This window comes from Bradyrhizobium sp. BRP20, from assembly GCF_020194215.1.
GTDB classification, from domain to species: Bacteria; Pseudomonadota; Alphaproteobacteria; order Rhizobiales; family Xanthobacteraceae; genus Bradyrhizobium; species Bradyrhizobium yuanmingense.
Window position 1 is genome coordinate 87,820 of record NZ_JADYVY010000011.1, and the last position, 26,723, is coordinate 114,542.

Consider the following 26,723-nt stretch of genomic DNA (forward strand, 5'->3'; position numbering starts at 1 on the left):
AAGGGCCTCAGCGAAAGCGGTCGGGCCGGTCGAGATAATCCCCGACATAGGCCTTCACCGCGTCCTCGAGCGTCGTGAAGCCGCCGTTATAGCCGGCGCGGAGCAGACGATCGACCTCGCTCTGGGTGAAATACTGGTAAGCGCCGCGGATCTGCTCGGGCATGTCGATATATTCGATGTTGGGGTTGGCGCCGAGCGCGGCATAGGCAGCCAGCATCAGGTCCTTGAAGCTGCGCGCCTTGCCGGTGCCGACGTTGAACAGGCCGGACACCGAAGGCGTCGCGAGCAGCCACAGGACCACGCGCACGACATCGTCGACATAGATGAAATCGCGACGCTGATCGCCGTCCTCGATGCCCTCGCGATGCGACTTGAACAGCTGCACGACGCGGCCTGCCCTGACGTCGTCGAAGCGCCGCGCCAGCACGCTCATCATCGAGCCTTTGTGATATTCGTTCGGCCCGAACACGTTGAAGAATTTCAGGCCGGCCCATTGCGGCGGGAGCCGATCGCCGCGCGCCACACGTTCGGCGACAGCGAGATCGAACAGGTGCTTGCTCCAGCCGTAGAGATTCATAGGCCGCAACTTCTTCAGCGCCGGCAGCGAGGAATCGTCGTCGAAGCCTTCCGTGCCGTCGCCATAGGTCGCCGCCGAGGACGCGTAGATGAACGGCACGGCATTCATCGTGCACCAGTCCAGCAGGCGCATCGACAGGCGGAAATTGGTCTCGACGACGAGATCACCGTCGGTCGCCGTGGTCGCGGAAATCGCCCCGAGATGGATCATGGCCTCCAGCTTGCGGCCCTTCAGCCAGTCCATCAGCTCGGTCGGGGGAACGATATCCACAAGCTGCCGCTTGGCGAGATTGCGCCATTTGCCTTCGGTTCCGAGGAGATCACAGATCACGACGTCGCTGCGACCGGCCTCGTTCAGCGCGGCCACGACATTCGATCCGATAAAACCGGCCCCGCCGGTCACCAGCAACATTCCACCTACCTGCCCGATTTTAGGTGCCCGATCCTGCCCTAGCGCATGATCCGCCAAAGTGTAAGCTGTTTTGGGATTGCTCTTCTGCCGCCTTTACCTGCCGGCCCGGAGCGGCTAACCGAGCCGCCATATCGGCACGTGTTCGGCCCTCATAACGAATGAATATTGATTCGCAACTTGGTAGTGATGCAGATCGGAGCGACACACGCCCGATCCTGATCGTCCCCTACATGTGGATCGGCGATTTCGTGCGGAATCACACCGTCGTGCGGGTCCTGAAGGAGCGCTGGCCGAACCGGCCGGTCGATCTCCTCACCACCTCCCTGTGCGCCCCGCTGGTGGACTACATGCCCGGGGTGCGCGCCGGCATCGTCTGGGATATGCCGCGCAGCCGGCTGGCCGTCGCACGCCAGTTCGGCTTGGCAGGGCTGCTGCGGAAACAGAATTACGGCACTGCCCTGGTGCTGCCCCGGACCTGGAAAGCGGCCATCGCGCCGGCACTCGCCGGTATTCCTGAACGGATCGGCTTTGTCGGCGAGTTCCGGTTCGGCCTGCTCAACCGCTGGCGCTGGGGTGAGAAGAAGCTGCCCCGCTTCATCGACAAGAACGCCGCCCTCGCCCAGCCCGACGGCGCGCCCCTGCCCGCGGAATGGCCGGTACCGCAACTGCGCGTCCCGGCCGAGGAGATCGCCCGGTGGCGCGAGGCCAATGGTCTCGGTGCCGGCGCCGCGGTGGCACTCGCCCCGGGCTCGGTCGGCGTCTCCAAGCGCTGGACCTCTTATCCCGAAGCCGCCCGCCTGCTGGTCGAGCGCGGCCTCGAGGTCTGGGTGGTCGGCGGTCCCGCCGAAAAGGAGCTCGCCCAGGAGATCGTCGCCGCCGGCGGCCCGGGCGTCCGCGATCTCACCGGCTCGGACTTGCGCAACGGCATCCTCGCCATGGCCGCCGCCGGCGTTGCCATCTCCAACGATTCCGGCCTGATGCACATCGCAGCCGCCCTGGGCACGCCGACCATGGGCATCTTCGGTCCCACCAGCCCCTATCTCTGGGCCCCGCTGAACGGCCTCGCCGCGACACTGGTGCAGGACAAGGAAAAGCTGTCCTGCCAGCCCTGCCAGAGCACGGTCTGCGGGGTGAACGACCACCGCTGCATGCGGAATATTGCGGCAAGCGAGGTGGTGGGGATTGCGGAGAGGGTGCTGGGGGAAGCGGGAAGCGGGTGACGAACTGAGGCGATCGTGGCTCGGGCCGATGATGACATCCTGCCACTGTTTTGCCCGACGAGTCAAAATTCGTTCGAAAAATCCGCAATTTCTCGAACTCTCCGCCAACTCCTTGATTTTGCTGACCCCGGCTACTGTGCATGGGGTTGTTTTCGCGGTTTTGTTTGCGACAGGCGAAAACGGCCTCAGAGCAGCGGCCGATAGACCGCGCCGATCCGCGCCGCCTCGGCATCGAGGCTGAACTTCTCGAGCACCCGCGCCCGCCCGCGCTCGCCCATCGCGGTCGCCACGGCCACATCACGCATCAGCGGCTCGAGCGCCGCAGCGAGCGCGTCGGCATCTCCCGTCGGGATCAGCACGCCGGTGACACCATCCTCGACGACGAGCTCCGCCGCGCCGGCGCGTGCGGCCACGAGCGCGCTGCCGGCCGCCATCGCCTCGATCAGCGTCAGACCGAAACCTTCGTTGCGCGAGGTGAAGGCGTAGATCGTCAGCCGCTGATACCAGCGCTGCACCGCTTCGATCGGCAGCTCGCCGGTGATGACGATGCGCGATTGCAGGTTTGCTGCTTCGATGCGCTTCTTCAGGTCGTTGGCAAAGGGCGTCTGCTCGGCCGTGACCTGCCCGACGATGACAGCAGTGAAATCCGGATAACGCGGCAGCAGGCGGCACATCGCATCGACGAACAGATCGGTGCCCTTCTGCGCCCGCACGCGACCGAAGCAGCCGATGGCGTAACGGCCGGGCAGCGCGGCTTCGGCGAAGGCCGCAGCGCGATCGGCGGGCGGCGCGTAGACGTCGGTGTCGACGCCGTGCGGGATCACCGTCGCCGTCACCTTCAGGAACGAGGCCGAGATGTCGCTCGTCGCCATGATCGCATCCATCTGTCGGATCAGCCAGCGCGTGATCCAGCTATGGTGCCGCTGCGCCGCCGAGGTGAACACGAGCTTGAGCGGCCAGCCGAGCGCGCGCAAGCCAACGCCCGCGATCATCTCGTTGTTGCGGCGCGCATGCCAGATCACAGACCGCTTGCGGCGCCAGAGCTTGAGGAGATCTCCGATGCTCAGGCGCGCGATCCCCGCCGGCGCGTCCGAGCCGAACCAGGCGGCGCGGTACAGCTTTGCCAGCCGCGGCGCCACCATCCGGTTGGTCGCGGTGACCCCGGAATAGCGCCTGTGCAGATTTGGCACGATCAATTCGAGATCGCCGGGGACACCCGCCACGTCACACTCCATTTCGCAAAGTCCCTATACGCAACATTAAGCATAGTGACCAGTTCAGCTGTGCCGATACCCCCTCTTCACCACGCAAGCGCTAGCCTTGCGCGTTGATCGAAGACGGGTGAGATCATGACTGTGCTAGTCACCGGCGGCGCCGGCTATATCGGAAGTCATACGGTCCTGGCGCTGGCGGAAGCCGGCGAGGACGTCGTCGTGATCGACGATCTCTCCACCGGTTTCTCGGCCTACCTGCCCGAAGGCGTGCCGCTGTTCATCGGCGATGCCGGCGACGAGAACCTGCTCGAAGGCGTGATCGCCCAGCACGACATCGAGAGCATCATCCATTTCGCAGGCTCGGTCGTCGTGCCGGATTCGATGCGCGATCCGCTCGGCTATTACCGCAACAACTTCACCACTGCGCGTAACCTGCTCAACGTGGCGGTCAAGCGCGGCATCGGCCGCTTCATCTTTTCCTCGACCGCTGCGGTCTACGGCAATCCGGATCAGGTGCCGGTGCCCGAGCATGCGCCGACGCGGCCGCTGTCGCCTTACGGCTCCTCGAAGCTGATGACCGAGGTCATGCTGCACGACGTCGCTGCCGCCTACGGCATGCAATACGTGACCTTGCGTTACTTCAATGTCGCCGGCGCCGATCCCCAGGCGCGCATTGGGCTAGCCACCGTCGGCGCCACGCACCTGCTCAAGATCGCGGTGGAAGCCGCCACCGGCCAGCGCGCCAAGATCGACGTGTTCGGCACCGACTATCCGACCCCGGACGGCAGCTGCATCCGCGACTTCATCCACGTCACGGACCTGTCGCAGGCCCATCGCTCGGCACTCGCTTATCTGCGCAATGGCGGCGCCTCGTCCACGCTCAATTGCGGCTATGGCCGCGGCTATTCGGTGCTGGAGACCATCGACGCGGTGCGCCGGGTTTCGGGCCGCAGCTTCGCCGTGCAATACGCCCCGCGCCGGCCCGGCGACATCATGACCATGGTCGCCGACACCAGCCGCATCCGCAGCCTGCTCGACTGGCGGCCGCAATACGACGACCTCGAGACCATCGCAGCCCATGCGCTGGCCTGGGAGGACAAGTTGTTCCGCGAGCGCCACGGCGAGCTCCGCCACGCCGCCTCCGCCTAGAATCATCCCAAGCGCAAGCCCTTAATTGGGCTTGAAAAACCCGGCTTGAGCGGGCACAGAGGCCCATCGATCCCTGACGCGCGGGCAGGCTTTTGTCCTGCGCCGTCAATGGACACCGGATGGCCCAGTTTCCAAAGAGAATCACCGACGATCCCTACGCGGCAGCGGTCCTGATTCGCCGCCTGATCACGGAACAGGGAATCATCTACTGGCGGCGCTACCTCGTGGCCTTCGCGCTGATGGCGCTGGCGGCCGGTGCGACCGCAGGCGCGACCTACGTGCTCGGCCAGGTCATCAACCAGGCCTATGTCGACAAGAACATCCCGGGCATCGCGACGTTTTCGGGGATCACGGTCGTTCTGCTCTTCATCAAAGGCGTGGCGACCTACGGCCACATGGTGATCCTGACCAAGATCAGCAACGCCATCCTCGCCACCAACCAGCGCCAGCTGTTCGCCAAGCTGATGCGCGAGAGCGTCGGCTTCTTTTCCGAGCGGCACTCCTCCGAATTCCTCGCGCGGCTGACCGCCGGCGCCAAGTCGATCACGGACGTGCTCAACATGCTGGTCAACGCCGTCGGGCGCGACCTCCTGATGCTGCTCGCCATGATCGGCGTGATGGTGTGGCAGGATCCGCTGATGTCGTTCATCGGCCTCGTCGCAGTGCCCCCGGCGATGCTGGTGCTGCGCAAGCTGGTCAAGCGCATCAAGGGCCTCGCCTTCAACCAGTTCACCGGCACCGCCGACATCATGGAGACGATGCAGGAATCGCTGCAGGGCATCCGCACCGTCAAGGCGTTCACGCTCGAAGAGACCATGCAGAAGCGCATCGACGAGAACATCGCGGTCGTCGAGCGCAACGCCAACAAGATGGCCCGCGTCGCCAACCGCTCCAACCCGCTGATGGAGATGCTGGGCGGCTTCGCCGTCGCGGGCTGCCTGATGTATGGCGGCTATGCCGTGGTCGCGCTGAACGCCACGCCCGGCGCGTTCTTCTCCTTCATGACCGCATTCCTGATGGCGACCGAGCCGGCCAAGCGGCTGGCCCGGCTCAACATCGATCTCAACAGCCAGCTCGTCGGCGCCCGTATGCTGCTCGAGGTCGTCGACAGCCCCGCGAGCGAGCAGTCCGACGATGACAAGCCGGCGCTGAAGCTGACAGATGCCCGTATCGAGCTGCGCGATGTCAGTTTCTCCTATCGCTCGGGCGAGACGGTGCTCAACCGGATGAGCTTCGTCGCGGAGCCCGGCAAGGTGACTGCGCTGGTCGGCCCCTCCGGCGGCGGCAAGTCGACCGTGCTGGGCCTGCTCCTGCGCTTCTACGAGGTGACGCAGGGCGACATCGTGATCGACGGCCAGCCGATCTCGTCGGTCTCGCGCAAATCGCTGCGCACCCAGACCGCCTATGTCGGCCAGGACGTCTATCTGTTCCGCGACACCATCCGCAACAACATCGCCTTCGGCAAGCCGGACGCCAGCGAGGACGAGATCGTCGAGGCGGCGAAGGCGGCCTGCGCGCACGACTTCATCACGGGCTTTCCGCTCGGCTACGACACGCCCGTCGGCGAGCACGGCACCCAGCTCTCGGGCGGACAGCGCCAGCGCATTGCGGTCGCGCGCGCGCTGCTCAAGAACGCGCCGATCATCCTCCTGGACGAAGCCACTGCCGCGCTCGATTCCGAATCCGAGCGGCAGGTGCAGGAGGCGATCGAGCATCTCTGCCAGAACCGCACCACCATCGTGATCGCGCACCGCCTGCACACCATCATGCACGCAGACAGCATCCTGGTGGTCGAAGGCGGCGAGATCGTCGAGCAGGGCCGCCATGACGAGCTGCTCCGTCGCGGCGGCCGCTATGCCTCGTTCTTCCGCCTGCAGCATCACGACGCCGGCGCTCTGGCGCCGATCAGCGCAACCGCATAGAGTTCGTTCCACCTCAAGAGCAGCGAGACCCGCATGAACGCCGCCTCCTACGTCATCCCGCTTCCGCCCCAGGCTTCGCTTCCCGTCGTCGGCGAGAGCGGCCGTTATCCGGTACGCCGCATCTGGTGCGTCGGCCGCAACTATCTCGAGCACATCCGCGAGATGGGCAATGACGAGCGCGCCCCGCCGTTCTTCTTCGCCAAGCATGCCGACATGCTGGTGCCCGACGGCGCCACCATTCCCTATCCGCCTCTGACCAAGGATCTGCATCACGAGGTCGAGCTGGTCGTCGCGATGAAGAGCGGTGGACTGAACATTCCCGCCGACAAGGCTCTGGACCACGTCTACGGCTACGCCGTCGGCATCGACCTCACCCGGCGCGATCTCCAGATCGCCTCGCGCAAGAAGGAGCGCCCGTGGGAGATCGGCAAGTCGTTCGACTATTCGGCGCCCTGCTCCGCGCTGCAGCCGGCCTCGAAGATCGGCCATCCCTCCAAGGGCAAGATCTGGCTGACGGTCAACGGCAAGGAAGCGCAGAAGGGCGACCTCACCGAGTTGATCTGGAACGTGCCCGAGATCATCTGGCAGCTCTCCCAGCAGGTGAAGCTCGCCGCCGGCGACATCATCATGACCGGCACGCCCGCCGGCGTGTCGCAGCTCCAGCCTGGCGACAAGCTCGAATGCGGCGTCGACGGCATCGGCACGCTGAAGGTCAGCATCGGCCAGCCGGAATAAGGCTCGCTGCAGCTCGAACTCAAAAGGCCCCGGAATGGGGCCTTTTGCATGTCGATCGTGCACGCGGTCGAGCTAACAGGCCTTTACCGGCCGATTGGCGTGGCTCGCCTGCGGCACACCGCGATTGAGCGACATGTGCGAATGCACGCACAGCCAGCCATCGCCGTTCCTCGAAAACACCATCGTCGCGCGGCCTGGGCGCGCGAACGTGCTGCCATCGGGATGATAGCCCGTGCTCGTCCACGGCGCGACGACGGTTGCCATCATACCGTCCGGTGATGCCAGAACGGAGGTCTGATCGAGGACGAAACGGAAGTCGGTCGTCTTCGGCCAGACATTGTCCCATTGGGTTTTGACCCATTGATCGAGGCCGGGGATGACGTCGCTATGGGTGCCGAAGGCGAGCACGTCCGGATCGAAGAGCGGCCGCGCCGAGGCGTAATCGACCTCTCGGACATAACCCGCGAAGGTGTCTAGCCATCGGCGGAAGAACTGCGTGATCTCAGTATTCGCGGTCGGCAAAGAGGCCATCACCTGCTCCACATTCGGCAACTCAATCACGGCGATCTTTGTTGCCATGGGCCGGACGATCCAGCAAGATTTGTGCTCCGGGATCACTCGATCGCGACAGGTGTCACGTCACAGCCGGGTTCGATGCTTCGACATCGGCCGGCTCCATTTTGTGGGAGCCAGATTCATGAACCGCGTCCTTCTGCTTGCAGCCTCCCTCCTCCTCACGGGCAGCACAGCCGGCGCGCAGTCCAGTCAACCCTATGCCGGCCTTGAGAAGCGCCCCATCAAGGCGCTGTCACAGCAACAGATCGACGATCTCCGCGCCGGACGCGGTATGGGCCTAGCTCTCGCTGCGGAGCTCAATGGATATCCCGGTCCCAGCCACGTCCTCGAGCTCAGTGATCGTCTCGGCCTGACCGCCGATCAGCGCGCCGAGGTTCAACGGCTGTTCGATGCCATGAAACAGGAAGCCGTTCCGCTGGGTAACAAGCTCGTCGAGCAAGAGAGAGCGCTGGAAGACCTCTTCTCTTCCCGTAGGGTCACATCGGAAGCGCTCAAGACCAGCATTGGTGCCATTGCCGAAACTCAGGGGCAGCTCCGCGAGAGCCACCTCAAATACCACCTCTCAACCGCTGCCGTGCTCGATCAGAGCCAGATGCAGCGATATGCAGAGTTACGGGGCTATCAGCGTCCCGACGGCTCCGCAGGGCACAAGCACAAGCACCATCACTAGACAATGCCGACCGAGATCAGACGATCGCGCTAGGGCGGATCGAGATGAGGCAACGGCCGACCAAGCTTCGCTGATCCGCGCCCCGTGCATTTGCCTCAATTCAGTGCCGAATACACGATGAGGCCGAGGATCAGCGCCGCCAGCGCGTATTTCAGCGTGTAGTAGACGTTGCGGTTCCACTCCTTCACCTTGCGGCTGGCGAGGTGGATCTCGTAGAGCTTGCCGAACACCTTGTTGAGCACGCCGACGTGCTCACCGTCGACATTCTGGGTCGCCGACGCCTTGACGATGTGATGGCTGACCCAGCGGTTGATCGCGGTCATGAAGCCGTACTTCATCGGGCGCTCGACGTCGCAGAACAGGATGATGCGGTTGACGTCGGTCGCATTCTCGGCGCTGTGGATGAAGGTCTCGTCGAACATGAAGGCCTCGCCATCACGCCAGACGCATTCGACGCCATCGACGAGGATCCGGCACTTGTTCGAGTTCGGCGTGACGAGGCCGAGGTGATAGCGCAGAGAGCCGGCGAAGGGATCACGGTGAGCGCCGAGCTTGCCGCCGGGCGGCAGCATCGCGAACATCGCGCCATGCACGCTCGGGATCGATTTGAGTAGCTCCACCGTCGTCGGGCACAGCGTGTTCGCCGACGGCAGGAAGTCGTCGTACCATTTCAGGTAGAACCGCTTCCAGCCGCTCTTGAAGAACGAGTAGAAGCCCCAATCGTTGTTCTTCGCCGCCGCGCGGATAAAACCTTCATCGAACAGGCGCACGGCTTCGTCGCGGATGGTCTCCCAGTTCTCGCGGAGGGGCTTCAGCTCCGGAAACTGATCGACCGAGATCACCGGCTTGTTCGGCACCGCCGAGCCCGCATACATCAGCACATTGTAAGGTGCGAGATAGGTCGAGTGATCGCCGAGCTGGCGCGCGAAGCGCAGCCGCTGCTTGCCGCGGAAGTGGACGTAAATCGTCGAAGCCGCAAGCACGTACAAAATGACGAGCTGCGGCGCAAAAAGCTGTTTCAACATTTCCCCAATCCCCAAGTGACCCAGCCGGGGTGTCGTGTAGCCCGACCCGGCCGGAGCGGCAAGATATTCAACGCTGGGTTGCAATCACGCCGGGGAGAGCAAGGGGATGGACTGGGGTCCAAACCGGCCGAAACGAGCCGAATCAAGCCCGCGACAGCGCCTGCAGGCCCTTGAAGGTCAGGCGCTTGGGGTCGGTGACGCCGGCGAGATAGAGGCGGCGGATGAAGGCGATGACGGCGTCGCGGTCGCAATCGGTCAGCGCGACGACGGCGTCGACCGCTATTCTCTGGGCTTCCATTGGGCTCACCTCGGCCTTGCGAGTAACCCCGGCCGAGACAGGGTAGGACTCATCCGTTAAATCGGCGTTAACCGTTCAGGAACCATCGCCGATTCAGCCGCCCCGCCGTATACGCGAAACCGCGCATTGCGGGGGCATGAAGCGGCTCAACGCGCCTTGGTGCTCTGCTTCAGCAGCGCAAACTGCTTCTTCAGCCGGGGCACGGCGAAGTCGGTGAAGGCGCGCACCTTGGGCACCGAAAGCCGGCCCTGCGGGCAGATCAGATGCGCCGGCATCTCCGGATCCTCGTCGTCCGCCAGCACGATCTCGAGCTCGCGGCGCGAGACCTGCTCGGCCACTTGGTACGAATACATCCGCGCCACGCCGCGCCCGGCCACAGTGGAGGCCACTGCCGCATAGGTGCTGTTGACGACGAGCCGCGGGGTGAACTGCACGGTGCGCGGCGCCGATGAGCCCGGCTGCGGCGCAAAGGTCCAGGAATTGGGCAGATGCGCCATCGCGACGATCTGGTGTTTGGCGAGATCGCCCGGCTCGGTGATGCGCGGATGTTGTTTCAGGTAGCGGGGAGCTGCCACCACGACGCGGCTGATCCCGCCGACCCGCATCGCCACCATCGCCGAATCCGCCAGCGGACCGATGCGAAGCGCGATATCGACGCCTTCCTCGATCAGATTGACCGCACGGTCGAACAGCAGGAGTTTTGCCGATACGGTCGGATAGGCGTCGAGAAACGCGTCGAGGATCGGCCGCAGTACCATCTCGCCGGAGACCACCGGAGCGGTGATCGTGAGCAGACCACGCGGAGCCGTGCGCGGTCCGGCCGCGATGTCCTCGGCCTCCTCCAGATCGGTGAGCACGCGGCGGCAGATCTCGACATAACGCTCGCCTTCCTCGCTCAGCTTGATCGAGCGTGTCGTCCGGTGCAGCAGCTCGGCGCCGACCCGCTGCTCCAGAAAGGCGATGGCGCGGCTCACCGCGGCCGGCGATCGGCCGAGCTTGCGTCCTGCGGCAGCCAAGCTGCCCTCGTCCACCGCAAGGACAAACACCTTCATCGCGTCCAGACGATCCATGCGCTCGCCGCAGCCCCCTGAGATTTCGGCTGAAAGCTAGGCGTTTGCGCCGGCTGCGACAACCTCCGCAAGGATCGATCCGGCATTCGTTCGCGTCGCGAAAGAGTGTCTGCCGGGCAGCGGATATTCGCAAGCAAGCCGCCGCAGCGTACCTCAACGCCCAAGCCAGCCGCCGCTGGCGCAGGTTTTCAAGCCAACAACAGGAGCCCGTCATGGGTATCGAGCAGAAGGTCGCCATCATCACCGGTGCATCGCAGGGTATCGGCGCCGCCCTGGTCCAGGGTTTTCGCGATCGCAACTATCGCGTCGTCGCAACGGCGCGCTCCATCAAGCCGTCGGGTGATGACGACGTCCTCGCCGTTGCAGGCGACATCGCCGAGCGGTCCACCGCAGAGCGCGCGGTGTCGCAAGCGATCGCCCGCTTCGGCCGAGTCGACACGCTGGTCAACAACGCGGGCATCTTCGTCGCAAAACCGTTCACCCAGTACACGGCCGAGGACTATGCCGCAGTGATGGGCACCAATGTCGCGGGCTTCTTCAACATCACGCAGCTTGCCATCGCCGAAATGGAGAAGCAGGGGTCTGGCCACGTCGTCCAAATCACGACGACGCTGGTCGATCAGGCCAATTCGAATGTGCCCTCGGTGCTGGCCTCGCTGAGCAAGGGCGGGCTGAACGCCGCGACCAAGTCGCTCGCGATCGAATACGCCAGGCGCGGCATCCGCGTGAATGCGGTGTCGCCCGGCATCATCAAGTCGCCGATGCACCCGGTCGCGACGCATGCCCAGCTCGACGCACTGCACCCGGTCGGCCACATGGGCGAGATGTCTGACATCGTCGATGCCGTGCTCTATCTCGAGGGCGCCTCCTTTGTCACCGGCGAAATCCTGCATGTCGACGGCGGCCAGAGCGCCGGCCACTGAGCGGAGGAGAACGACAATGCCCATCGTCACCATTCAAGTGACCCGCGACGGAACGGCGCCGGGTGCGGCGTCGCTCACGGCGGAGGAGAAGGCCGCACTGATCAAGGGCTCGAGCGAGCTGCTGCGCGACGTGCTCGGCAAGCCGCTCGAGTCCACCTTCGTCGTGATCGAGGAGGTCGACACCGACAATTGGGGCTGGGGCGGCCTGCGCGTGCAGGAATTCCGCCGCCACCGCGCCGCCCAGGCAGGATGATCTGCACGCCGTCGCGCGCAAGAGGATGACATGACCTCGGCACGATCGTCGGCCCGCTCGTCACCGGCCATCTCGGCGACCGCTCGGGTTTTGGTCCCGCCCTTCGCGCAGGCGAGCTGCATCACCTGGCACTGGGCTTTGTCATGCTTTGAGCAAGCGACCTCAGCAACTCGGTTTGCTTCAGGACCAACTCACATTGCTTTCGCGCATGCGTGCCCGACAGCTCAACCAACTCTGCCAGAGTCTTTGCACGCCCTAGCTCCCGCGCATACTCCAAGGTCGCGCCCGCATTAACCTTCATCAGTTCGAGCACGACGGTGCGACACTCGGCTGCCGTCCCAATCGCGTCGATGAGATCGCTTTCCACGACGACGGCTTCATTGGCCTCTGAACTCACACTGGCCAGCCGTGACTTTGCGAGGTCGTTGGCGTAGTTGAGCGTAGTGCTCATGCCGTCCAAAGCGCGGGCTTGATACTCCTTGACCATGTCCACGATGAGATCAGTGGTGGTGCTGCTCGGAGGTTCAGGTGTTGCAACGATGACGCTGGCAGCTTCTTGTACCGGAACAGTCATCGGAGCAGGTGCTTCTTGCGCGATCTGCGGCGCATCTTGCGGGAAGACGACGACTGGGCCCGGCGGCATGGCCAAGCCCTCGTCGACCGCACGGCTCACTTCCGCGGCCAGTTCCAGCAGCGAGCGACGCCCGGTGCGTGCAACGTCAGCAGGCAGCTTTGAGCGCGCCTTTCCCATAATCGTCCGACTCCTCGGCCAAGTGCGCCGCGATCCAACCCCACAAACTTACAATTTCGTCCGAAGCTTTGCCCGCCGGTGCGAACTCCGTCACGCCCAATCCCGCTCCGAGTGCATCCTGGTGATCGTTACGCTGCGCAATAAACGGGAGTGCAAGCACGCCGAGCGAGCTTAGTGATGTGGCAGCTTCGCTCAGCCGGCACCCTCGCGTCGGTGTCTGATTGAGGATGAAGGCAAATCGGCGGTTGAGCCTGCGAATGGCGATCAGTGTAGGAATTGCGGCTTCGATGTCGGCCGGGCTCGGGCGCGCCGGGATGAGACAGAGATCCGCGCAGGCGATGACGCGCGGCGCCAGGCTGTTGGTCGTGGCAGCTGTGTCGACGATGGCAAGCCAGACGCCTTCGGCCTTCAGCCGCGCGATCAACGGTTCGATCTCGGCAGGATCGGCAACGCGCTCGACGCGGGGATAGGGAAGATCGCGGCGCTCTTTCCATTTCGAGATCGTACCTTGCGCGTCCGCCTCAATGAGAACGACGCGCTCAGCGCGCTCCATTGCTGCCACCGCCAGTCCAACGGACAGCGTACTCTTGCCGCTTCCGCCTTTTTGCGTGACCAGGGCAAGGACGTGCATGTCCTGCGCTTCCCTTATGACGGCAACGACGCGGAACTCAGACGTTGTCGGAACTAAACTTCTTGCAGCGCAATAATACTACCGCAAGTCGCGATTCGTCTCAAGCGAACGCGGGGCTATCCCGGTATCCTACGTAGCAAGATCAGGAATACTGCATCACGCCATCGTCGATCCGACCGAAGCGCAACGAGACGATGTCGAGCGCGTAGTTCTGGTGGAGCCGCCAGGGCCGCTTCGAGCCCTGCTTCGGCATCTTGGCGATCGAGCGCTGCACGTAGCCCGAGGTGAAATCGAGCGAAGGCTGCGCGGTGATAGTGGGATCATCGTTGTGCGGCATGCACTGGCGGAAATTGTGCCGGTCCATGTAATTGATGAGGCGACAGACATATTCGCAGGTGAGGTCGCATTTCAGCGTCCAGGACGCGTTGGTGTAGCCGAAGGCCGAGGCCATGTTCAGCACGTCGGCATCCATCATGCCCTTGTAGGTCAGCGTGTTGGCGAAATCGACGGAGCGGCCGTCGACGCTGACCTCGAGGCCACCGGCGACCTGGAGCACCAGCCCGGTCGCCGTCACGATGATGTCGGCCGCCAGCTCGCGGCCGTCCTTCAGGCGGATGCCGTCATGCGTGAAGGTGTCGATCTCGCTGGTGACGACGCTGGCGCGCTGCTCGCGGATCGCTTTGAAGAGGTCGCCGTCGGGCACGAGGCACAGCCGCTGGTCCCAGGGATTGTAGCGCGGCGTGAAGTGGGTCGCGACGTCGTAGTCCGGGCCGAGCGCGATCCTCACGCCCTTGAGGATGAGATCCTTCACCTTCGCCGGCCTGCGCCGGCTGAGCTGGAAGAAGAACATTCCCCACATCACGTTGCGCCAGCGGATCAGGTGATAGGCGAACTTCGCCGGCAGGTTGCGGCGCAGCTTGTTGGCGACGGGATCCTGCGCCGGCCGCGACACCACATAGGTCGGCGAGCGCTGCAGCATGGTGACCTGCTCCGCCTGCTTGGCGAGCTCCGGCACCAGCGTTACCGCTGTCGCGCCCGAGCCGATCACGATGACACGCTTGCCCGCGTAGTCGATGTCCTCGGTCCATTTCTGCGGATGCACGATGCGGCCGGCGAAATCAGCGGCGCCCTTGAACTCCGGCGTATAGCCCGCTTCGTATTTGTAATAGCCTGAGCACATGAATAGAAAGTTGCAGGTGAAGCGCACCAGCTCGGTCGCGCCCTCGCCCGTGATGCGCTCGGCCTCGACGGTCCAGCGCGCATCCGGCGTCGACCACGCCGCGCGCTTGACGCGGTGGTGGAAGCGGATGTGCTTGTCGATGCCGTTCTCGCTAGCAGTCTCGCGCACGTAGTTCAGGATCTGCGGCCCGTCGGCGATCGCCTTCGGATCGGTCCACGGCTTGAACGAATAGCCGAGGGTGAACATGTCGCTGTCAGAGCGGATGCCGGGATAGCGGAAGAGGTCCCAGGTGCCGCCGATGCAATCGCGTCCCTCGAGGATGACGTAGCTCTTGGCCGGACACTTGGTCTGCAGATGATAGCCGGCGCCGATGCCTGATAGCCCGGCGCCGACGATCAGCACGTCGAAATGTTCTTGTTGCATGGTTTCCTCCGCCGGGGCGGATTGTCCGCCTGCCGCTGCTGGCCGTCAATCGGCAATCAACGTGCCGCAACTGCAAAGCGAGTTGAATTCCATGTCCCGAAACAACAAAGCCCCGGATCGCTCCGGGGCTTTGCGTCGATGGTTGGTCGAACCGGTGGCTCAGTAGCGGTAGTGGTCCGATTTGTACGGGCCTTCCTGCTTCACGCCGATATAGTCGGCCTGGTCCTTGCGGAGCTCGGTGAGCTTGACGCCGATCTTGGAGAGGTGCAGGCGGGCGACCTTCTCGTCGAGCGTCTTGGGCAGCACGTAGACCTTCTTCTCGTACTTGCCGTCCTTGTTGTTGGCGAACAGCTCGATCTGCGCCAGCGTCTGGTTGGTGAAGGACGCCGACATCACGAAGGACGGATGGCCCATCGCGTTGCCGAGGTTCACGAGGCGGCCCTCCGACAGCAGGATGATGCGGTGCTTGTCGGGGAACTCGATCTCGTCGACCTGCGGCTTGATGTTGGTCCACTTCAGATTGCGCAGAGACGCGATCTGGATCTCGTTGTCAAAGTGGCCGATGTTGCAGACGATGGCGCGATCCTTCATCGCGCGCATGTGCTCGATGGTGATGATGTCCTTGTTGCCGGTGGCGGTGACGAAGATGTCGGCCCGCGGCGCGGCGTCTTCCATGGTCACGACCTCGTAGCCTTCCATCGCCGCCTGCAGCGCGCAGATCGGATCAACCTCGGAGACCATGACGCGGCAGCCGGCCTGGCGCAGCGAGGCGGCCGAGCCCTTGCCGACGTCGCCGAAGCCGGCGACCATCGCTACCTTGCCCGACAGCATCACGTCGGTGCCGCGGCGGATGCCGTCGACCAGCGATTCACGGCAGCCATAGAGGTTGTCGAACTTCGACTTGGTGACGCTGTCGTTGACGTTGATGGCCGGCCACAGCAGCGTGCCCGCTTTCTGCATGTCATAGAGACGATGCACGCCGGTGGTCGTCTCTTCGGAGACGCCCTTGATGCTGTTGGCGATCCCCGCGAAGTAGCCCTTCGGCTTTTCCTTGAGCTGCTTCTTCAGAAGCGCGAAGAATACTTCCTCTTCCTCGGAGCCGGGCTTGTCGAGGAAGGCGGTGTCGCCGTTCTCCGCGCGCAGACCGAGATGGACATACATGGTGGCGTCACCGCCGTCATCGAGGATCATGTTCGGGTGACCGCCGCCGTGCCAGTCGAACAGCTTGGCGGTGTAGTCCCAGTACTCGGTCAGCGTCTCGCCCTTGACGGCGAAGACGGGAATGCCGGCGGCGGCGATCGCAGCGGCAGCGTGATCCTGCGTCGAATAGATGTTGCAGGAGACCCAGCGAATGTCGGCGCCGAGCGCGGCGAGCGTCTCGATCAACACGCCGGTCTGGATCGTCATGTGCAGCGAGCCGGCGATGCGCGCGCCCTTCAGCGGCTGCTTCGGGCCGTACTCCTCGCGGGTGGCCATCAGGCCAGGCATCTCGGTCTCGGCCAGCGAGAGCTCCTTGCGGCCGAAATCGGCGAGCGAAATGTCCTTGACGATGTAATCGGTGAAGCCGGGCTTCGCGTTCATGGCGAGTGTCCTGTTGTTGAACTCGTCATTCCGGGGCACTTCCAAGAGGCGAACCCGGAATCTCGACGTGATAGATGAGGATCCCGGGTTCGCTCGCGTACGCGCCCCGGGATGTCGCGTTTATTAGAGCGCGCGCTTGAGCTGCTCGACGAGGTCGGTCTTCTCCCAGGAGAAGCCGCCCTCGTTGTCGGGCGTGCGGCCGAAATGGCCGTAGGCCGAGGTGCGCGCGTAGATCGGCCGGTTGAGATCGAGATGAGTGCGGATGCCGCGCGGGGTGAGGTCCATCGCCTTGGCAACGGCCTTCTCGAGCTGGTCTTCCGAAACCTTACCGGTGCCGTGGGTGTCAATGTAGATCGACAGCGGGCGCGCCACGCCGATGGCGTAGGCGAGCTGCAGGGTGCAGCGGTCGGCAAGACCGGCGGCGACGATGTTCTTGGCGACGTAGCGCGCAGCATAGGCCGCGGAGCGGTCGACCTTGGTCGGATCCTTGCCGGAGAACGCGCCGCCGCCGTGCGGGGCCGCACCGCCATAGGTGTCGACGATGATCTTGCGGCCGGTCAGGCCGGAATCGCCGTCGGGACCGCCGATGTAGAACTTGCCGGTGGGGTTGATGTGCCAGATCGTCTTCGCGGTGATCCAGTCCTTCGGCAGCGCCTCGCGCACATAGGGCTCGACGATCTCGCGAACCTGGTTCGAGCTGAGGTCGGGAACCAGATGCTGGTGCGACACGACGATCTCGCGCACGCCGACCGGCTTGCCGTTCTCGTACTGCACGGTGACCTGGCTCTTGGAGTCCGGACCCAGCACCTTCTCCTTGCCGGAGTGGCGGGCTTCCGAGATCAGGCGCAGGATCTTGTGGGCGTAGAAGATCGGCGCCGGCATCAGATCGGGCGTCTCGTTGGTGGCGTAGCCGAACATGATGCCCTGGTCGCCCGCGCCTTCTTCCTTGACCTCGCCCGGCTGCAGCGCATCGACGCCCTGGGCGATGTCGGCCGATTGCGGGTGCAGGAGGATCTCGATGTCGCAGGTCTTCCAGTGGAAGCCTTCCTGCTCATAGCCGATGTCCTTGATCGCGCCGCGCACGACGCCCTCGATCTGCTCGTTGGTCACCGACTTCGGGCCGCGGGTCTCGCCGGCGATCACCACCTTGTTGGTGGTCGCGAGCGTCTCGCAGGCGGCGCGGATCTGCCAGGGGTCGATGCCCGCCTTAGGCCCTTCACGGTAGAACAGGTCGACGATCTCATCGGAGATCCGGTCACAGACCTTGTCCGGATGGCCCTCGGACACGGACTCGCTGGTGAAGAGATAGGACGCGCGCATCAGTAACCCCTTGTTCCGCCGCTAGCCGGCGGGCGTTTGCGATGTTTACTTTTGATGATGTCAATCACGCCGGCGCGAGATGACGTAGGATTCGTCGAGAAACCAGAGCCCGTTGTACTTCCGCAGCACATCCCTGGCGGCATCCAGAGTGCGGCCGTTTTGAGTCATTTCTGTCAATCGGTCGTCCTCAATCTGAGCGACATACACCGCCGCATTCCACGCTGCAAAGGCCGTCGAGGTTCCGATGGTGCCGGTGACCTCGTTGGGCAGAGCTTCCATATCATACCTGAAGATCGAACGATTGTCCGCGTATGCATTAAAATTTAAGTCGCGGCCCACCGATCCAAGTTCATACTTAACGGCACGCAGTAGCTCATGACGGCTGACTGAGAAAGGATTTTCTCCCGGCCAGATCGCCTGGATCATTTCCATGCCCGGATCCTGCCCATGGGAGTGGATACCGATCAGCCTGCCGCCCGGCCGCAGCGCCCGCGCCAGAGGTGCAATGATCCGCTTGGCCCGGAAATTGACCGATGACAGGGCCCGGTAGGGCTGGGATGCGATGACGAGGTCGAAATTGGCCTCAGTCTGGCCCGGCCGCGGAATGGTCGAATCCAGCAGGAACCTGTGGTCCTCGCGATAGAGCACGAGGACGACCGGCCGCTCGTAGAGCGGCATGGCCGTGCGTGGGCTGATCGCAGCGCGCCAGTTCTGCTCCAGAAAGGGCCTCAGCTCCGCGATCTGCTGCTCGAACTCGCCCGACGAAGCGCCGCGGAGCGGCACCTCGTGCCAGACAATGGCGGCGGCCGCCGCCGGCGATGCGGGGGTCAGCCAGGGCGCCTCGGCGTAGAACATGTTGGTGAACACGAACACCGATGCCGGGTGCTCGAAAATGCGGTCCGGCACCTTCTCCAGCGTCAGGCGCAAATCCTCCAGGCTGAGCTCCTTGCCCGCGACGTAGAATGGCATGTGCGGAAAGCGTTGGTGCGTGGCGCGCAGCACCCGCGCCAGCACCGTTCCGTCGCCGACGCCGGCGTCGAACAGGCGCAGCGCCGGCGGGCGCGGATGGATGGAGGCAAGCTCCAGCGCGACGCGGTCCGCGATCACCCGCTTTTCGCTGCAGGTGTGGACGAACAGCAGGTATTTCTGGCGGTTCTCGAAGAAGCGGAAATTGCCTCGTGGATCGCGCTTCTCGGGCGGCACCTGAAGTCCCCGCGGCGGCGGCACGCCGCCGGCCATCGACGCCGCCATATAGGCCTGGATCCGCTCCAGCGTGTCGATGGTGATGCGCTTTCCCTCGCGCAGGCGGTGCACCAGCTTCCCATCGTTCACCGCGCGCCGGCCGAACGTCGATTCCGCCATGTCTGCCTTGCGGCAGAAGTCAGTGATCTGGCTCAGGATTTCGTCGTTCTTCATGAGTGGGAAATCGGTGGGCAGACGGATTGGGACCAATCTCCTAGCAAAATCTGCCCACTGAGGGAATAGCGGATCCAAGCGCCTCCTTCACAGTTTGCTCCGGCCGCGAGCCGCGCCCCACTCTGGCCCCGCCGAGCAACAACTGGCGCTTCTCCTCTGGTCGCCTCCTTACCGTGCGCGCCTGCCCGGTCGCCCTGCTCGCCGCGATCCTGTGGTCCGCCCGCGGTCGCGCAGGCACGCGCAATCAGCTCGAGCCGAGCTGCACGGCGGACACGACGCCGGCAGACAAGATGATCAATGCCTGCGAAGGAATCATCGCGTGGGAGGTGCAGGGGCACGGCCCGCCGAGCGGCACGAGCTCAATCGCGGCAAAGCCAGGCGCGGCAAGGTGATCTCGACCCCGAAGAACAAGCACGTGCCCATGGTCGAACTCCTCTCTGTGGGGGTCTATCTGGCGGAGAAGTGACTCGTGCCCCGACGCAGCGCAGCGCTTCTCAGCGGTGCGCTGCAGAGCTGAGGCCTATAGCTCCGCGCAGCAAGTCGAGCAGCATGGGTCCCGGCTCTGCGCAGCAACGCTGGAGCGTTGCTGCGCGTCCGGGACACGGGTGAGCCTTAACGGCGGAGCCTTACTGCCCCCACACTTCGTTCGCGATCTCGACCGCGAGGCTGAGCTTAGCCCACTGCTCCTCCTCGGAGAGGATGTTGCCCTCTTCCGTCGAGGCAAAGCCACATTGCGGCGACAGCGCGAGCTGCTCCAAGGGCGCGAACTTGGCGGCTTCTTCCAGGCGGCGCTTGATGTCGTCCTTCTTCTCGAGCTCGCCGAACTTCGAGGTGATGACGCCGACCACGACGACCTTGTTGCCCTTGGGCAGGAACCGCAGCGGCTCGAAGCCGCCGGCGCGGTCGCTGTCGTACTCCAGGAAGTAGCCGTCGTAATTGGTGCCGGCGAGCATGGTCTCGGCCACCGGCTCGTAGCCACCCGAGGAAATCCAGGTCGAGCGGAAATTACCGCGGCAGACGTGGGTCGTCACCACCATGTCGGCCGGCTTCTCCGCCAGCGCGTAGTTGATGATGCGCGCATAGATCTGTTGCAGCCCATCCGGATTATCGCCGCGCTCGCGTGCCTTCTGCAATTCGTCCTGCGAGCAGAGATAGGCCCAGACGGTGTCGTCGAACTGGAGATAGCGGCAGCCGGCGTCGTAGAACGCCTTCACGGCCTTGCGGTAGGTCTTGCCGAGATCTTCGTAGAAGGCGTCGAGATCGGGATAGACGTCCTTGGAGATCGACTTGCGTCCGCCGCGGAAGTGGAGCACTGCCGGCGAAGGGATCGTCATCTTGGCGGTGACGTGAGCCTGGTCGGCGACCTTCTTCAGGAAGCGGAAGTGGTCCAGCATCGGGTGGCTGTCTGGAAAGTCGAGCTTGCCGATGACGCGGACCGCATCGTGACGGGTCTGCACGCCCGTGAACTGGATGCCGGTGTCGGGGTGAAACAGCTCGCAGCCGGTGAGCTTGGCCAGGAAGTCGAAATGCCACCAGGAGCGGCGGAATTCGCCGTCGGTCGCGAGCTTCAGCCCGATCGAGGCCTGCTTGTGCACGACCTTCTCGATCTCCATGTCCTCGATCTTGCGCAGATCGTCGGCCGAGATCTCGCCCTTCTCCAGCCGGCTACGGGCTTCCTTGATCTTGAGCGGACGCAGGAGGCTGCCGACCTCGTCGGCGCGGAAGGGGGCTTTGGTTCGCTGCATGTGTTACTCCCTGGACATCTTAGTGGGCCGCCGCCCCGGCGACGCCGAGATGGCGCTCCAGGACAGAGGGGTCGGTCTTCAGCGCGGCGCTCGGAGCGTCGTGGACGATCGTTCCGCGCTCCAATATCACAACGCGATCGGCGAGCCCCAGAATCTTTTGGGCATTCTGCTCTACGATGATCGAGCAGATACCTCCGGACCGGGTGATGGTCCCGATCGCCTTCAAGAGTTCCTCGACGATGATGGGCGCAAGGCCCTCCATCGGCTCGTCCAGCAGCAGGACTTTCGGATTGAGGGTAAGTGCGCGACCGATCGCCAGCATCTGCTGCTCGCCGCCGGAGAGCTGGTTGCCGAAATTGCTCCGCCGCTCCTTCAGCCGCGGGAACATCTCGTAGACCTTCTCGACCGTCCAGGGACCGGGCTGCGCTACGGCGGTCATGTTCTCTTCCACCGTCAGCGAGCGGAAGATGTTACGCTCCTGCGGCACCCAGCCGATGCCGGCGCGCGCCCGCTGGTCGGGCCGCATCGCCGTGACATCGGTGCCGGCCAGCGCAATGGAGCCTGCGAAGCGGCGCGTGACGCCGACGATGGAGTTGATCAGCGTGGTCTTGCCGGTGCCGTTGCGCCCGAGCAGCGCCAGCACCTGTCCTTCGGCGAGACGGAGCGTCATCTTCGGCAGCACCACCGCCTCGCCGTAGCCGGCGCGAAGCGAATCGATCGCGAGCAGGTCAGACATCGACCGCCTCCTCGCCGAGATAGACCGCCTTCACCTGCGGATCGCGCGCGACCTCTTCGGGCGGGCCTTCGGTCAGCAGCGCGCCCGAGACTAGCACCGAGATGCGATCAGCAAAGGAGAACACGAGGTCCATGTCGTGCTCGATCAGGAGCACGGTGACGTCCCGCGGCAGGCTGCCCACGACGGCGAGAATGTCGTGGCGCTCGCTCTCGGGCACGCCGGCGGCGGGCTCGTCGAGCAGCAGCACGCGCGGCTTGGCCGCAATGGCCACCGCGATCTCGAGCAGGCGCTGCTTACCGTAGGGCAGCGTCACGGTCTCTTCGTTCATGACGTCGAGCAGATGGAAGCGGGAGAGCAGATCGGCGGTCTCGCCATTGACGTCACTGCGCGTGCCCATTCGTCGCCACCAGTCGCCGCCATGGCCGAGGCGCTCGGAGACCGCGAGCCCGATGGTCTCCAGGGGAGTCAGGTCCGGGTAGAGCTGGTTGATCTGGAACGTGCGCGACAACCCGCGCAGCACGCGCTTGTGCACCGGCAGATCGGTGATGTCCTGACCTTCGAGCAGGATGCGGCCTGCGTTCGGCTTCAGCACGCCGGTGAGCTGGTTGATGACCGTGGTCTTGCCGGCACCGTTCGGACCGATCAGCGCGTGGCGGGCGCCCTGCTCGACCTTCAGGGACAGATCGCGGGTGACGCGCAGGCCGCCGAACTGCTTTTCGAGATTTTGGGTTTCGAGCGCGATGGTCATGAATCGCTCTCCGGCACGGCGACGATCGCCTTGCGGCCCGCAATCTGCCTGATGATCAGGTTCGGCACATACAGCACCCAGCGATGCAGGCGCTGGCGGCCGACCAGCACGATCACGACCAGCACGAGGCCGATCCAGAACTGCCAGTATTGCGGCGTGATGGTCGAGAACAATTCCTGGAGCAGGCGGAAGATCACCGCGCCGACCAGCCCGCCGTAGAGATAGCCGGTACCGCCGATCACCAGCACCAGCATCAGGTCCGCGGAGCGCTCGAAGGCGAACACGTCGAGCGAGGCGATCGCGGTCGTCTGGGTGAACAGCGCGCCCGCAATGCCGGCATAGAACGCAGCCAGCGTATAGATCGCGACCAGGCGGCGGTTGACCGGAATGCCAATGGCGGCGGCGCGGAGAGGATTGTTCTTGATGGCGCGCAGCGACAGGCCGAACGGGGAATTTACGACGCGGCGGGCCAACAGGAACAGCAGGAACAACACGGCGAGCGAATAGAAGAAGCCGGCCTTGCCGAACATGTCGAACGGGATCTCGCCGAAGATCGGCTGCATCTCGATGCCCTGCAGGCCGTCGGTCCCACCGGTGATATTGGAGAAGCGCTCGGCGAGCGCTTCCAGCAGCAACGCAATGCCGAGCGTCACCATCAGGCGCGTCAGGTCGACGCCGCGGATCACCAGAAAGCTGGTGGCAAAGCCGAGCACCATGGCGGCAAGGCCGGCGACGATCAGCGCCAGCACGGGCTCCTTGACGATGCCGTGCAGCGCCAGCAGCCCCGCGGCATAGGCGCCGACGCCGAAGAAGGCGGCATGGCCCAGCGAAACGATGCCGGCATAGCCGAGGATGAGATCGAGCGACATCGCGAACAGCGCGAGGCGCAGGATGTCGGTCATGATCAGATAGCGCGACGGAAATGCGAAGCCGCAGGCCAGCACGATCAGCCAGAAGGCGATTTCGCCGTAGTGCCAGCGCGCCTGGCGCTGGGCATGGTAGCCGACGTCGGAAGCAGCGCTCATCGGTGAACTCAACGCGCGGCCGTGCGGCCGAACAGGCCGTTCGGACGCCAGATCAGGATCACGATCATGATGGTGTAGATCACGAAGGGGCCCATCTTCGGCACGTAATATTTGCCGGCGACGTCGCCGATGCCGAGCAGCAGCGAGGCGAGGAACGGGCCCGTTATCGAGGAGGAGCCGCCGACGGTGACCACGATCAGGAAGTAGATCATGAACTTCAGCGGGAAATACGGATCGAGGCCGAGGATCTCGGCGCTGAGCGCGCCGCCGAGGCCGGCGAGCCCGCAACCGAAGGCAAAGGTGAAGGCGAATACCTGCGGCACGTTGATGCCGAGACCGCTCGCGGCGCGGGGGTCATCGACGGCCGCGCGCAGGCGGCTGCCGAAACGTGTCTTCGCCAGCACCATTTGAAGCGCGATGGTTAGCAGGCCGCAGATCACGATGATCATCAGCCGGTAGCGGCCGATACCGACGCCGAACAGATCGAACTGGCCTTGGAGCGCGGCGGGCAAATTGATGAAGACCCGCGAGGATCCCTGGATGTAATCGACGGCTGCCACCGACATGAAGGTCAGGCCGATCGTGAACAGCACCTGGTCGAGATGGCTGCGGGCGTAGAGATGACGGTACAGCGTCCGTTCGAGCGCGATGCCGATTGCAGCCGAGGAGACGAAAGCGAGCGGCAAAGCGGCGAAGAATGGCCAACCCATCCGGTTGACCAGCACCATGCAGATATAGCCCCCCGCCATCGCGAAGGCGCCGTGGGCGAGATTGACGAAGTTCATCAGGCCGAGCGTGACCGCGAGCCCGCAGGCGAGCACGAACAGCAGCATGCCGTAAGCGACGCCATCGAACAGGTTGGTGAGGATTGCGGTCATTGTCTCAGCTTGAGTAATCCGTCATGGCCGGGCTTGTCCCGGCCATCCACGTTCTTGTCTGGGCCGCCGCGTGGATGCCCGGGTCAAGCCCGGGCATGACGCTGGAGAGAGATCCCCGGGGTTCGCGCTCATGCGCGCCCCGGATGACGCGCTTTCGCGCGTCACTTCTTGGTCTTGCCGAGATCCTTGACCGCCTCGAAGGTCGCGAACTCGACATTGTAGAGTTCGCCATCCACCTTCTCGACCTTGCGGATGTAGATGTTCTGCACGATGTCGCGGGTCTCGGGGTCGATCGAGATCGGGCCGCGCGGGCTTTCCCACTTCTGGCCCTTCATGGCCTCGATCAGCTTGTCGCCGTTGGTGTCGCCACCTGTCTTCTTCAGCGCCTCGTAGATCAGGTGGATGCCGTCATAGCCGCCCACGGCCATGAAGCCCGGACGGTTGCCGAAGGCCTTCTTGTAGGCCGCGACGAAATCCTTGTTCATCTGCGAGGGGTGCGCCGCGGAATAGAGATGCGCGGTGACCGTGCCGAGCACGGCGTCGCCCATGTTGTTGAGCAGATCGTCGTCGGTGACGTCGCCCGGCCCGATCACCTTGATGCCGGCCTTGTCGAGGCCACGCTCGGCATATTGCTTCATGAAGTTGCCGCCCTGGCCCGCCGGCACGAACACGAAGATCGCGTCCGGCTTTGCGTCCTTCATGCGCTGCAGGAACGGAGCGAAGTCGGGGTTCTGCAGCGGCACCTTGACTTCTTCGACCACCTCACCGCCGCCGGCCGTGAAATGCTGCTTGAAGAAGTTGAGGGCGTCATTGCCCGGCGCGTAGTCCGAGGTCAGCGTCGCGACCTTCTTGATGCCGTTCTTCACCGCCCAATCGCCGATGATGGTCGAGGACTGCGCCAGCGTGAAGCTGGTGCGCACGATATAGGGCGAACGTTCGGTGATAATGGAGGTGCCGGCCGCCATCACGACTTCAGGAATCTTGGCCTGGGTAGCCAGCGGCGCGGCGGCGAGCGCGGCCGGCGTCACGCCGAAGCCGGCGATGAAGTTGACCTTGTCGTTGACGATCAGCTCCTGCGCGGCAGTCTTGGTCTTATCCGGGATCGCCGCGTCGTCCTTGACGATGATTTCGATCTTCTTGCCGGCGACGGTGTCGCCCTTCTGCTGCATGTAGAGCTTGATCGCGTTCTCGATCTGCTTGCCGGTCGAGGCCTGGCCGCCGGTCATCGGCAGGATCAGCCCGATCTTGACCGTGTCTTGCGCCTTGGCAGGCGCGACGGCCGCGAGGCCCGCGATCGCAACGACCGCTGCGGTGCGTAAAAAAATCCTGCGTTCGAACATCAGATGTCCCTCCCCTTCATTCCTCACCTCTTGTGCGGCGGACCGAGTACCCGGTCCTTGCCGCGCTTCACTCACGGACAAGCCATGCCGTGCGGCCACATGGCGTCCTCTGTAACCCCGTTGTCAATCGAACGTTGGGCGACTATTCGGCGCAAGCCGCGCAATCTGCCTCAACAACGGCGGAGAGCTATTTGTACGATTGTACAAATGAAATGGTCCTGTCAACGAAAAGGCCCTGTGACACTGGGCCGGAGGGCGATGGCTTTGCCACCCTAAGGGCCGCACCACACCGGGGATGGAGGATTCAGTCTCTCATTTGCAGAATCCGGACATCTTAAGTGCGTCCGTGGCATGCCCCGTCCTACGATCCGCCCAATGACAAATACCCGGTGTATACCGTACCAACAGCTGCGACCTCATCAAGTGCAAAATATGCCTATTATAATACCTTCTCTGTATACAGCTTTGCCCTCCCTTGAATAGGCCAATTTTACCTATTGAGAGATATGGTTGCCGCTAACGCCTATGGCGCTCCACCCTCCGCGCCCCGTCGGGGCACGACCAGAGATATTCATGCGTTCTCGCTCGCTTTCGATCGCCGCCGCACTCGTCCTGCTCAATCTCGCAGGCTGCGGGACGGTCAACGAGAAGCTCTCCGCCGGGATGGGCGACTACGTCCCGCAATGGGCCGGCGGCCTGCCCGCTGATGCGCCGCCACGGCCCGGCACCCCGCAATACGACGCCTACATGAAGGAGCGCGAGCGCAAGCGGCTGATGCCGGCGGCCGATCGCGAGAAGGAAGAACAGGCCCAGAAGGGCGCGACGGGCACCACGTCAGCCGGCGCGGGGCGCTGAGGAAGCGAATGGCGAACAGGGAGTAGCGAATAGGGCGCTCTCCCCCTCCAC

General features: G+C 64.1%; 27 protein-coding genes. 9 read left to right on the plus strand and 18 right to left on the minus strand.

Annotated features, from left to right (window positions below; translation table 11 throughout):
- Nucleotides 1-7: 7 nt before the first annotated feature.
- Entirely contained in the window at nucleotides 8-988 is a 981-nt protein-coding gene (gene rfaD, locus I6F33_RS24540; protein ID WP_225144370.1) for an ADP-glyceromanno-heptose 6-epimerase, read from the minus strand.
- Between the two features lie 158 nt (nucleotides 989-1,146).
- Between rfaD and waaF the strand changes: the two genes are divergently transcribed.
- Entirely contained in the window at nucleotides 1,147-2,208 is a 1,062-nt protein-coding gene (waaF, locus tag I6F33_RS24545) for a lipopolysaccharide heptosyltransferase II (protein ID WP_225144371.1), read from the plus strand.
- 185 nt (nucleotides 2,209-2,393) lie between these two features.
- Here the strand turns inward: waaF and I6F33_RS24550 are convergent, their stop codons facing one another.
- On the minus strand, nucleotides 2,394-3,431 hold the full coding sequence (locus I6F33_RS24550; RefSeq protein ID WP_225144372.1) for a glycosyltransferase family 4 protein: 1,038 nt from the start codon (nucleotides 3,429-3,431) through the stop codon (nucleotides 2,394-2,396).
- Between the two features lie 126 nt (nucleotides 3,432-3,557).
- Here I6F33_RS24550 and galE point away from each other — a divergent pair, with 126 nt between their 5' ends.
- The 3 genes from galE (at nucleotide 3,558) to I6F33_RS24565 (ending at nucleotide 7,228) form a co-directional block, all read left to right on the plus strand.
- Nucleotides 3,558-4,571, plus strand: coding sequence for a UDP-glucose 4-epimerase GalE (galE, locus tag I6F33_RS24555; RefSeq protein WP_225144373.1), 1,014 nt, complete (start codon nucleotides 3,558-3,560; stop codon nucleotides 4,569-4,571).
- 119 nt (nucleotides 4,572-4,690) lie between these two features.
- Nucleotides 4,691-6,493: an ABC transporter ATP-binding protein gene (locus I6F33_RS24560; RefSeq protein ID WP_225144374.1), complete on the plus strand. Its 1,803-nt coding sequence runs from the start codon at nucleotides 4,691-4,693 to the stop codon at nucleotides 6,491-6,493.
- 33 nt (nucleotides 6,494-6,526) lie between these two features.
- Nucleotides 6,527-7,228 carry a fumarylacetoacetate hydrolase family protein gene (locus I6F33_RS24565; protein WP_036029941.1) on the plus strand — a complete coding sequence of 234 codons (702 nt, stop codon included), beginning with the start codon at nucleotides 6,527-6,529 and terminating at the stop codon, nucleotides 7,226-7,228.
- 72 nt (nucleotides 7,229-7,300) lie between these two features.
- Here the strand turns inward: I6F33_RS24565 and I6F33_RS24570 are convergent, their stop codons facing one another.
- Nucleotides 7,301-7,759, minus strand: coding sequence for a nuclear transport factor 2 family protein (locus I6F33_RS24570; RefSeq protein ID WP_225144462.1), 459 nt, complete (start codon nucleotides 7,757-7,759; stop codon nucleotides 7,301-7,303).
- Nucleotides 7,760-7,925: 166 nt separating this feature from the next.
- Here I6F33_RS24570 and I6F33_RS24575 point away from each other — a divergent pair, with 166 nt between their 5' ends.
- A complete protein-coding gene (locus tag I6F33_RS24575; protein WP_036015773.1) occupies nucleotides 7,926-8,474 on the plus strand; it encodes a Spy/CpxP family protein refolding chaperone in 549 nt (182 codons plus the stop codon).
- A 95-nt stretch (nucleotides 8,475-8,569) separates the two neighbouring features.
- Here the strand turns inward: I6F33_RS24575 and I6F33_RS24580 are convergent, their stop codons facing one another.
- The 3 genes from I6F33_RS24580 to I6F33_RS24590 all read right to left on the minus strand — a co-directional run bounded on the left by I6F33_RS24580 (nucleotide 8,570) and on the right by I6F33_RS24590 (nucleotide 10,867).
- Nucleotides 8,570-9,499, minus strand: a complete 930-nt coding sequence (locus I6F33_RS24580; RefSeq protein ID WP_036029938.1) for an aspartyl/asparaginyl beta-hydroxylase domain-containing protein — start codon at nucleotides 9,497-9,499, stop codon at nucleotides 8,570-8,572.
- Nucleotides 9,500-9,641: 142 nt separating this feature from the next.
- Nucleotides 9,642-9,797 carry a hypothetical protein gene (locus I6F33_RS24585; protein WP_007612486.1) on the minus strand — a complete coding sequence of 52 codons (156 nt, stop codon included), beginning with the start codon at nucleotides 9,795-9,797 and terminating at the stop codon, nucleotides 9,642-9,644.
- 146 nt (nucleotides 9,798-9,943) lie between these two features.
- The gene (locus I6F33_RS24590) at nucleotides 9,944-10,867 is read right to left on the minus strand and encodes a LysR family transcriptional regulator (RefSeq protein ID WP_225144375.1); all 924 of its coding nucleotides are present in this window, start codon (nucleotides 10,865-10,867) and stop codon (nucleotides 9,944-9,946) included.
- Between the two features lie 212 nt (nucleotides 10,868-11,079).
- Here I6F33_RS24590 and I6F33_RS24595 point away from each other — a divergent pair, with 212 nt between their 5' ends.
- A complete protein-coding gene (locus I6F33_RS24595) occupies nucleotides 11,080-11,790 on the plus strand; it encodes an SDR family NAD(P)-dependent oxidoreductase (RefSeq protein WP_225144376.1) in 711 nt (236 codons plus the stop codon).
- A gap of 16 nt (nucleotides 11,791-11,806) precedes the next feature.
- Nucleotides 11,807-12,043: a 4-oxalocrotonate tautomerase family protein gene (locus I6F33_RS24600; RefSeq protein ID WP_225144377.1), complete on the plus strand. Its 237-nt coding sequence runs from the start codon at nucleotides 11,807-11,809 to the stop codon at nucleotides 12,041-12,043.
- 121 nt (nucleotides 12,044-12,164) lie between these two features.
- Here I6F33_RS24600 and I6F33_RS24605 read toward each other — a convergent pair whose 3' ends face one another.
- The 6 genes from I6F33_RS24605 to I6F33_RS24630 all read right to left on the minus strand — a co-directional run bounded on the left by I6F33_RS24605 (nucleotide 12,165) and on the right by I6F33_RS24630 (nucleotide 19,345).
- The gene (locus I6F33_RS24605; protein WP_225144378.1) at nucleotides 12,165-12,794 is read right to left on the minus strand and encodes a phasin family protein; all 630 of its coding nucleotides are present in this window, start codon (nucleotides 12,792-12,794) and stop codon (nucleotides 12,165-12,167) included.
- The gene (locus I6F33_RS24610) at nucleotides 12,763-13,425 is read right to left on the minus strand and encodes a ParA family protein (RefSeq protein ID WP_225144379.1); all 663 of its coding nucleotides are present in this window, start codon (nucleotides 13,423-13,425) and stop codon (nucleotides 12,763-12,765) included. The genes I6F33_RS24605 and I6F33_RS24610 overlap by 32 nt, the downstream gene beginning before the upstream one ends.
- Nucleotides 13,426-13,567: 142 nt before the next feature.
- Entirely contained in the window at nucleotides 13,568-15,028 is a 1,461-nt protein-coding gene (locus I6F33_RS24615) for an NAD(P)/FAD-dependent oxidoreductase (RefSeq protein ID WP_225144380.1), read from the minus strand.
- Nucleotides 15,029-15,187: 159 nt separating this feature from the next.
- Nucleotides 15,188-16,609, minus strand: a complete 1,422-nt coding sequence (gene ahcY, locus I6F33_RS24620) for an adenosylhomocysteinase (protein ID WP_036015760.1) — start codon at nucleotides 16,607-16,609, stop codon at nucleotides 15,188-15,190.
- A 123-nt stretch (nucleotides 16,610-16,732) separates the two neighbouring features.
- A complete protein-coding gene (metK, locus tag I6F33_RS24625; RefSeq protein WP_225144381.1) occupies nucleotides 16,733-17,929 on the minus strand; it encodes a methionine adenosyltransferase in 1,197 nt (398 codons plus the stop codon).
- Nucleotides 17,930-17,989: 60 nt separating this feature from the next.
- Nucleotides 17,990-19,345: a hypothetical protein gene (locus I6F33_RS24630; protein ID WP_225144463.1), complete on the minus strand. Its 1,356-nt coding sequence runs from the start codon at nucleotides 19,343-19,345 to the stop codon at nucleotides 17,990-17,992.
- Between the two features lie 319 nt (nucleotides 19,346-19,664).
- Here I6F33_RS24630 and I6F33_RS24635 point away from each other — a divergent pair, with 319 nt between their 5' ends.
- On the plus strand, nucleotides 19,665-19,811 hold the full coding sequence (locus I6F33_RS24635; RefSeq protein WP_157784118.1) for a hypothetical protein: 147 nt from the start codon (nucleotides 19,665-19,667) through the stop codon (nucleotides 19,809-19,811).
- A gap of 160 nt (nucleotides 19,812-19,971) precedes the next feature.
- Here the strand turns inward: I6F33_RS24635 and I6F33_RS24640 are convergent, their stop codons facing one another.
- The 6 genes from I6F33_RS24640 to I6F33_RS24665 all read right to left on the minus strand — a co-directional run bounded on the left by I6F33_RS24640 (nucleotide 19,972) and on the right by I6F33_RS24665 (nucleotide 25,817).
- Nucleotides 19,972-21,090, minus strand: coding sequence for a cobalamin-independent methionine synthase II family protein (locus I6F33_RS24640; protein ID WP_225144382.1), 1,119 nt, complete (start codon nucleotides 21,088-21,090; stop codon nucleotides 19,972-19,974).
- 19 nt (nucleotides 21,091-21,109) lie between these two features.
- A complete protein-coding gene (locus tag I6F33_RS24645; RefSeq protein ID WP_036029900.1) occupies nucleotides 21,110-21,826 on the minus strand; it encodes an ABC transporter ATP-binding protein in 717 nt (238 codons plus the stop codon).
- Nucleotides 21,819-22,574: an ABC transporter ATP-binding protein gene (locus I6F33_RS24650; protein WP_036043305.1), complete on the minus strand. Its 756-nt coding sequence runs from the start codon at nucleotides 22,572-22,574 to the stop codon at nucleotides 21,819-21,821. Before I6F33_RS24650 ends, I6F33_RS24645 begins: the two co-directional genes overlap by 8 nt.
- Nucleotides 22,571-23,599: a branched-chain amino acid ABC transporter permease gene (locus tag I6F33_RS24655; RefSeq protein ID WP_225111898.1), complete on the minus strand. Its 1,029-nt coding sequence runs from the start codon at nucleotides 23,597-23,599 to the stop codon at nucleotides 22,571-22,573. Before I6F33_RS24655 ends, I6F33_RS24650 begins: the two co-directional genes overlap by 4 nt.
- An 8-nt stretch (nucleotides 23,600-23,607) precedes the next feature.
- Nucleotides 23,608-24,477, minus strand: a complete 870-nt coding sequence (locus tag I6F33_RS24660) for a branched-chain amino acid ABC transporter permease (RefSeq protein ID WP_036015727.1) — start codon at nucleotides 24,475-24,477, stop codon at nucleotides 23,608-23,610.
- Between the two features lie 161 nt (nucleotides 24,478-24,638).
- Nucleotides 24,639-25,817 (minus strand): ABC transporter substrate-binding protein, encoded by a 1,179-nt coding sequence (locus tag I6F33_RS24665; RefSeq protein WP_036015725.1) that lies wholly within the window; start codon nucleotides 25,815-25,817, stop codon nucleotides 24,639-24,641.
- A 573-nt stretch (nucleotides 25,818-26,390) separates the two neighbouring features.
- Here I6F33_RS24665 and I6F33_RS24670 point away from each other — a divergent pair.
- Complete coding sequence (locus tag I6F33_RS24670; RefSeq protein WP_225144383.1) at nucleotides 26,391-26,672, plus strand: hypothetical protein; 282 nt, start codon at nucleotides 26,391-26,393, stop codon at nucleotides 26,670-26,672.
- Nucleotides 26,673-26,723 lie beyond the last annotated feature (51 nt).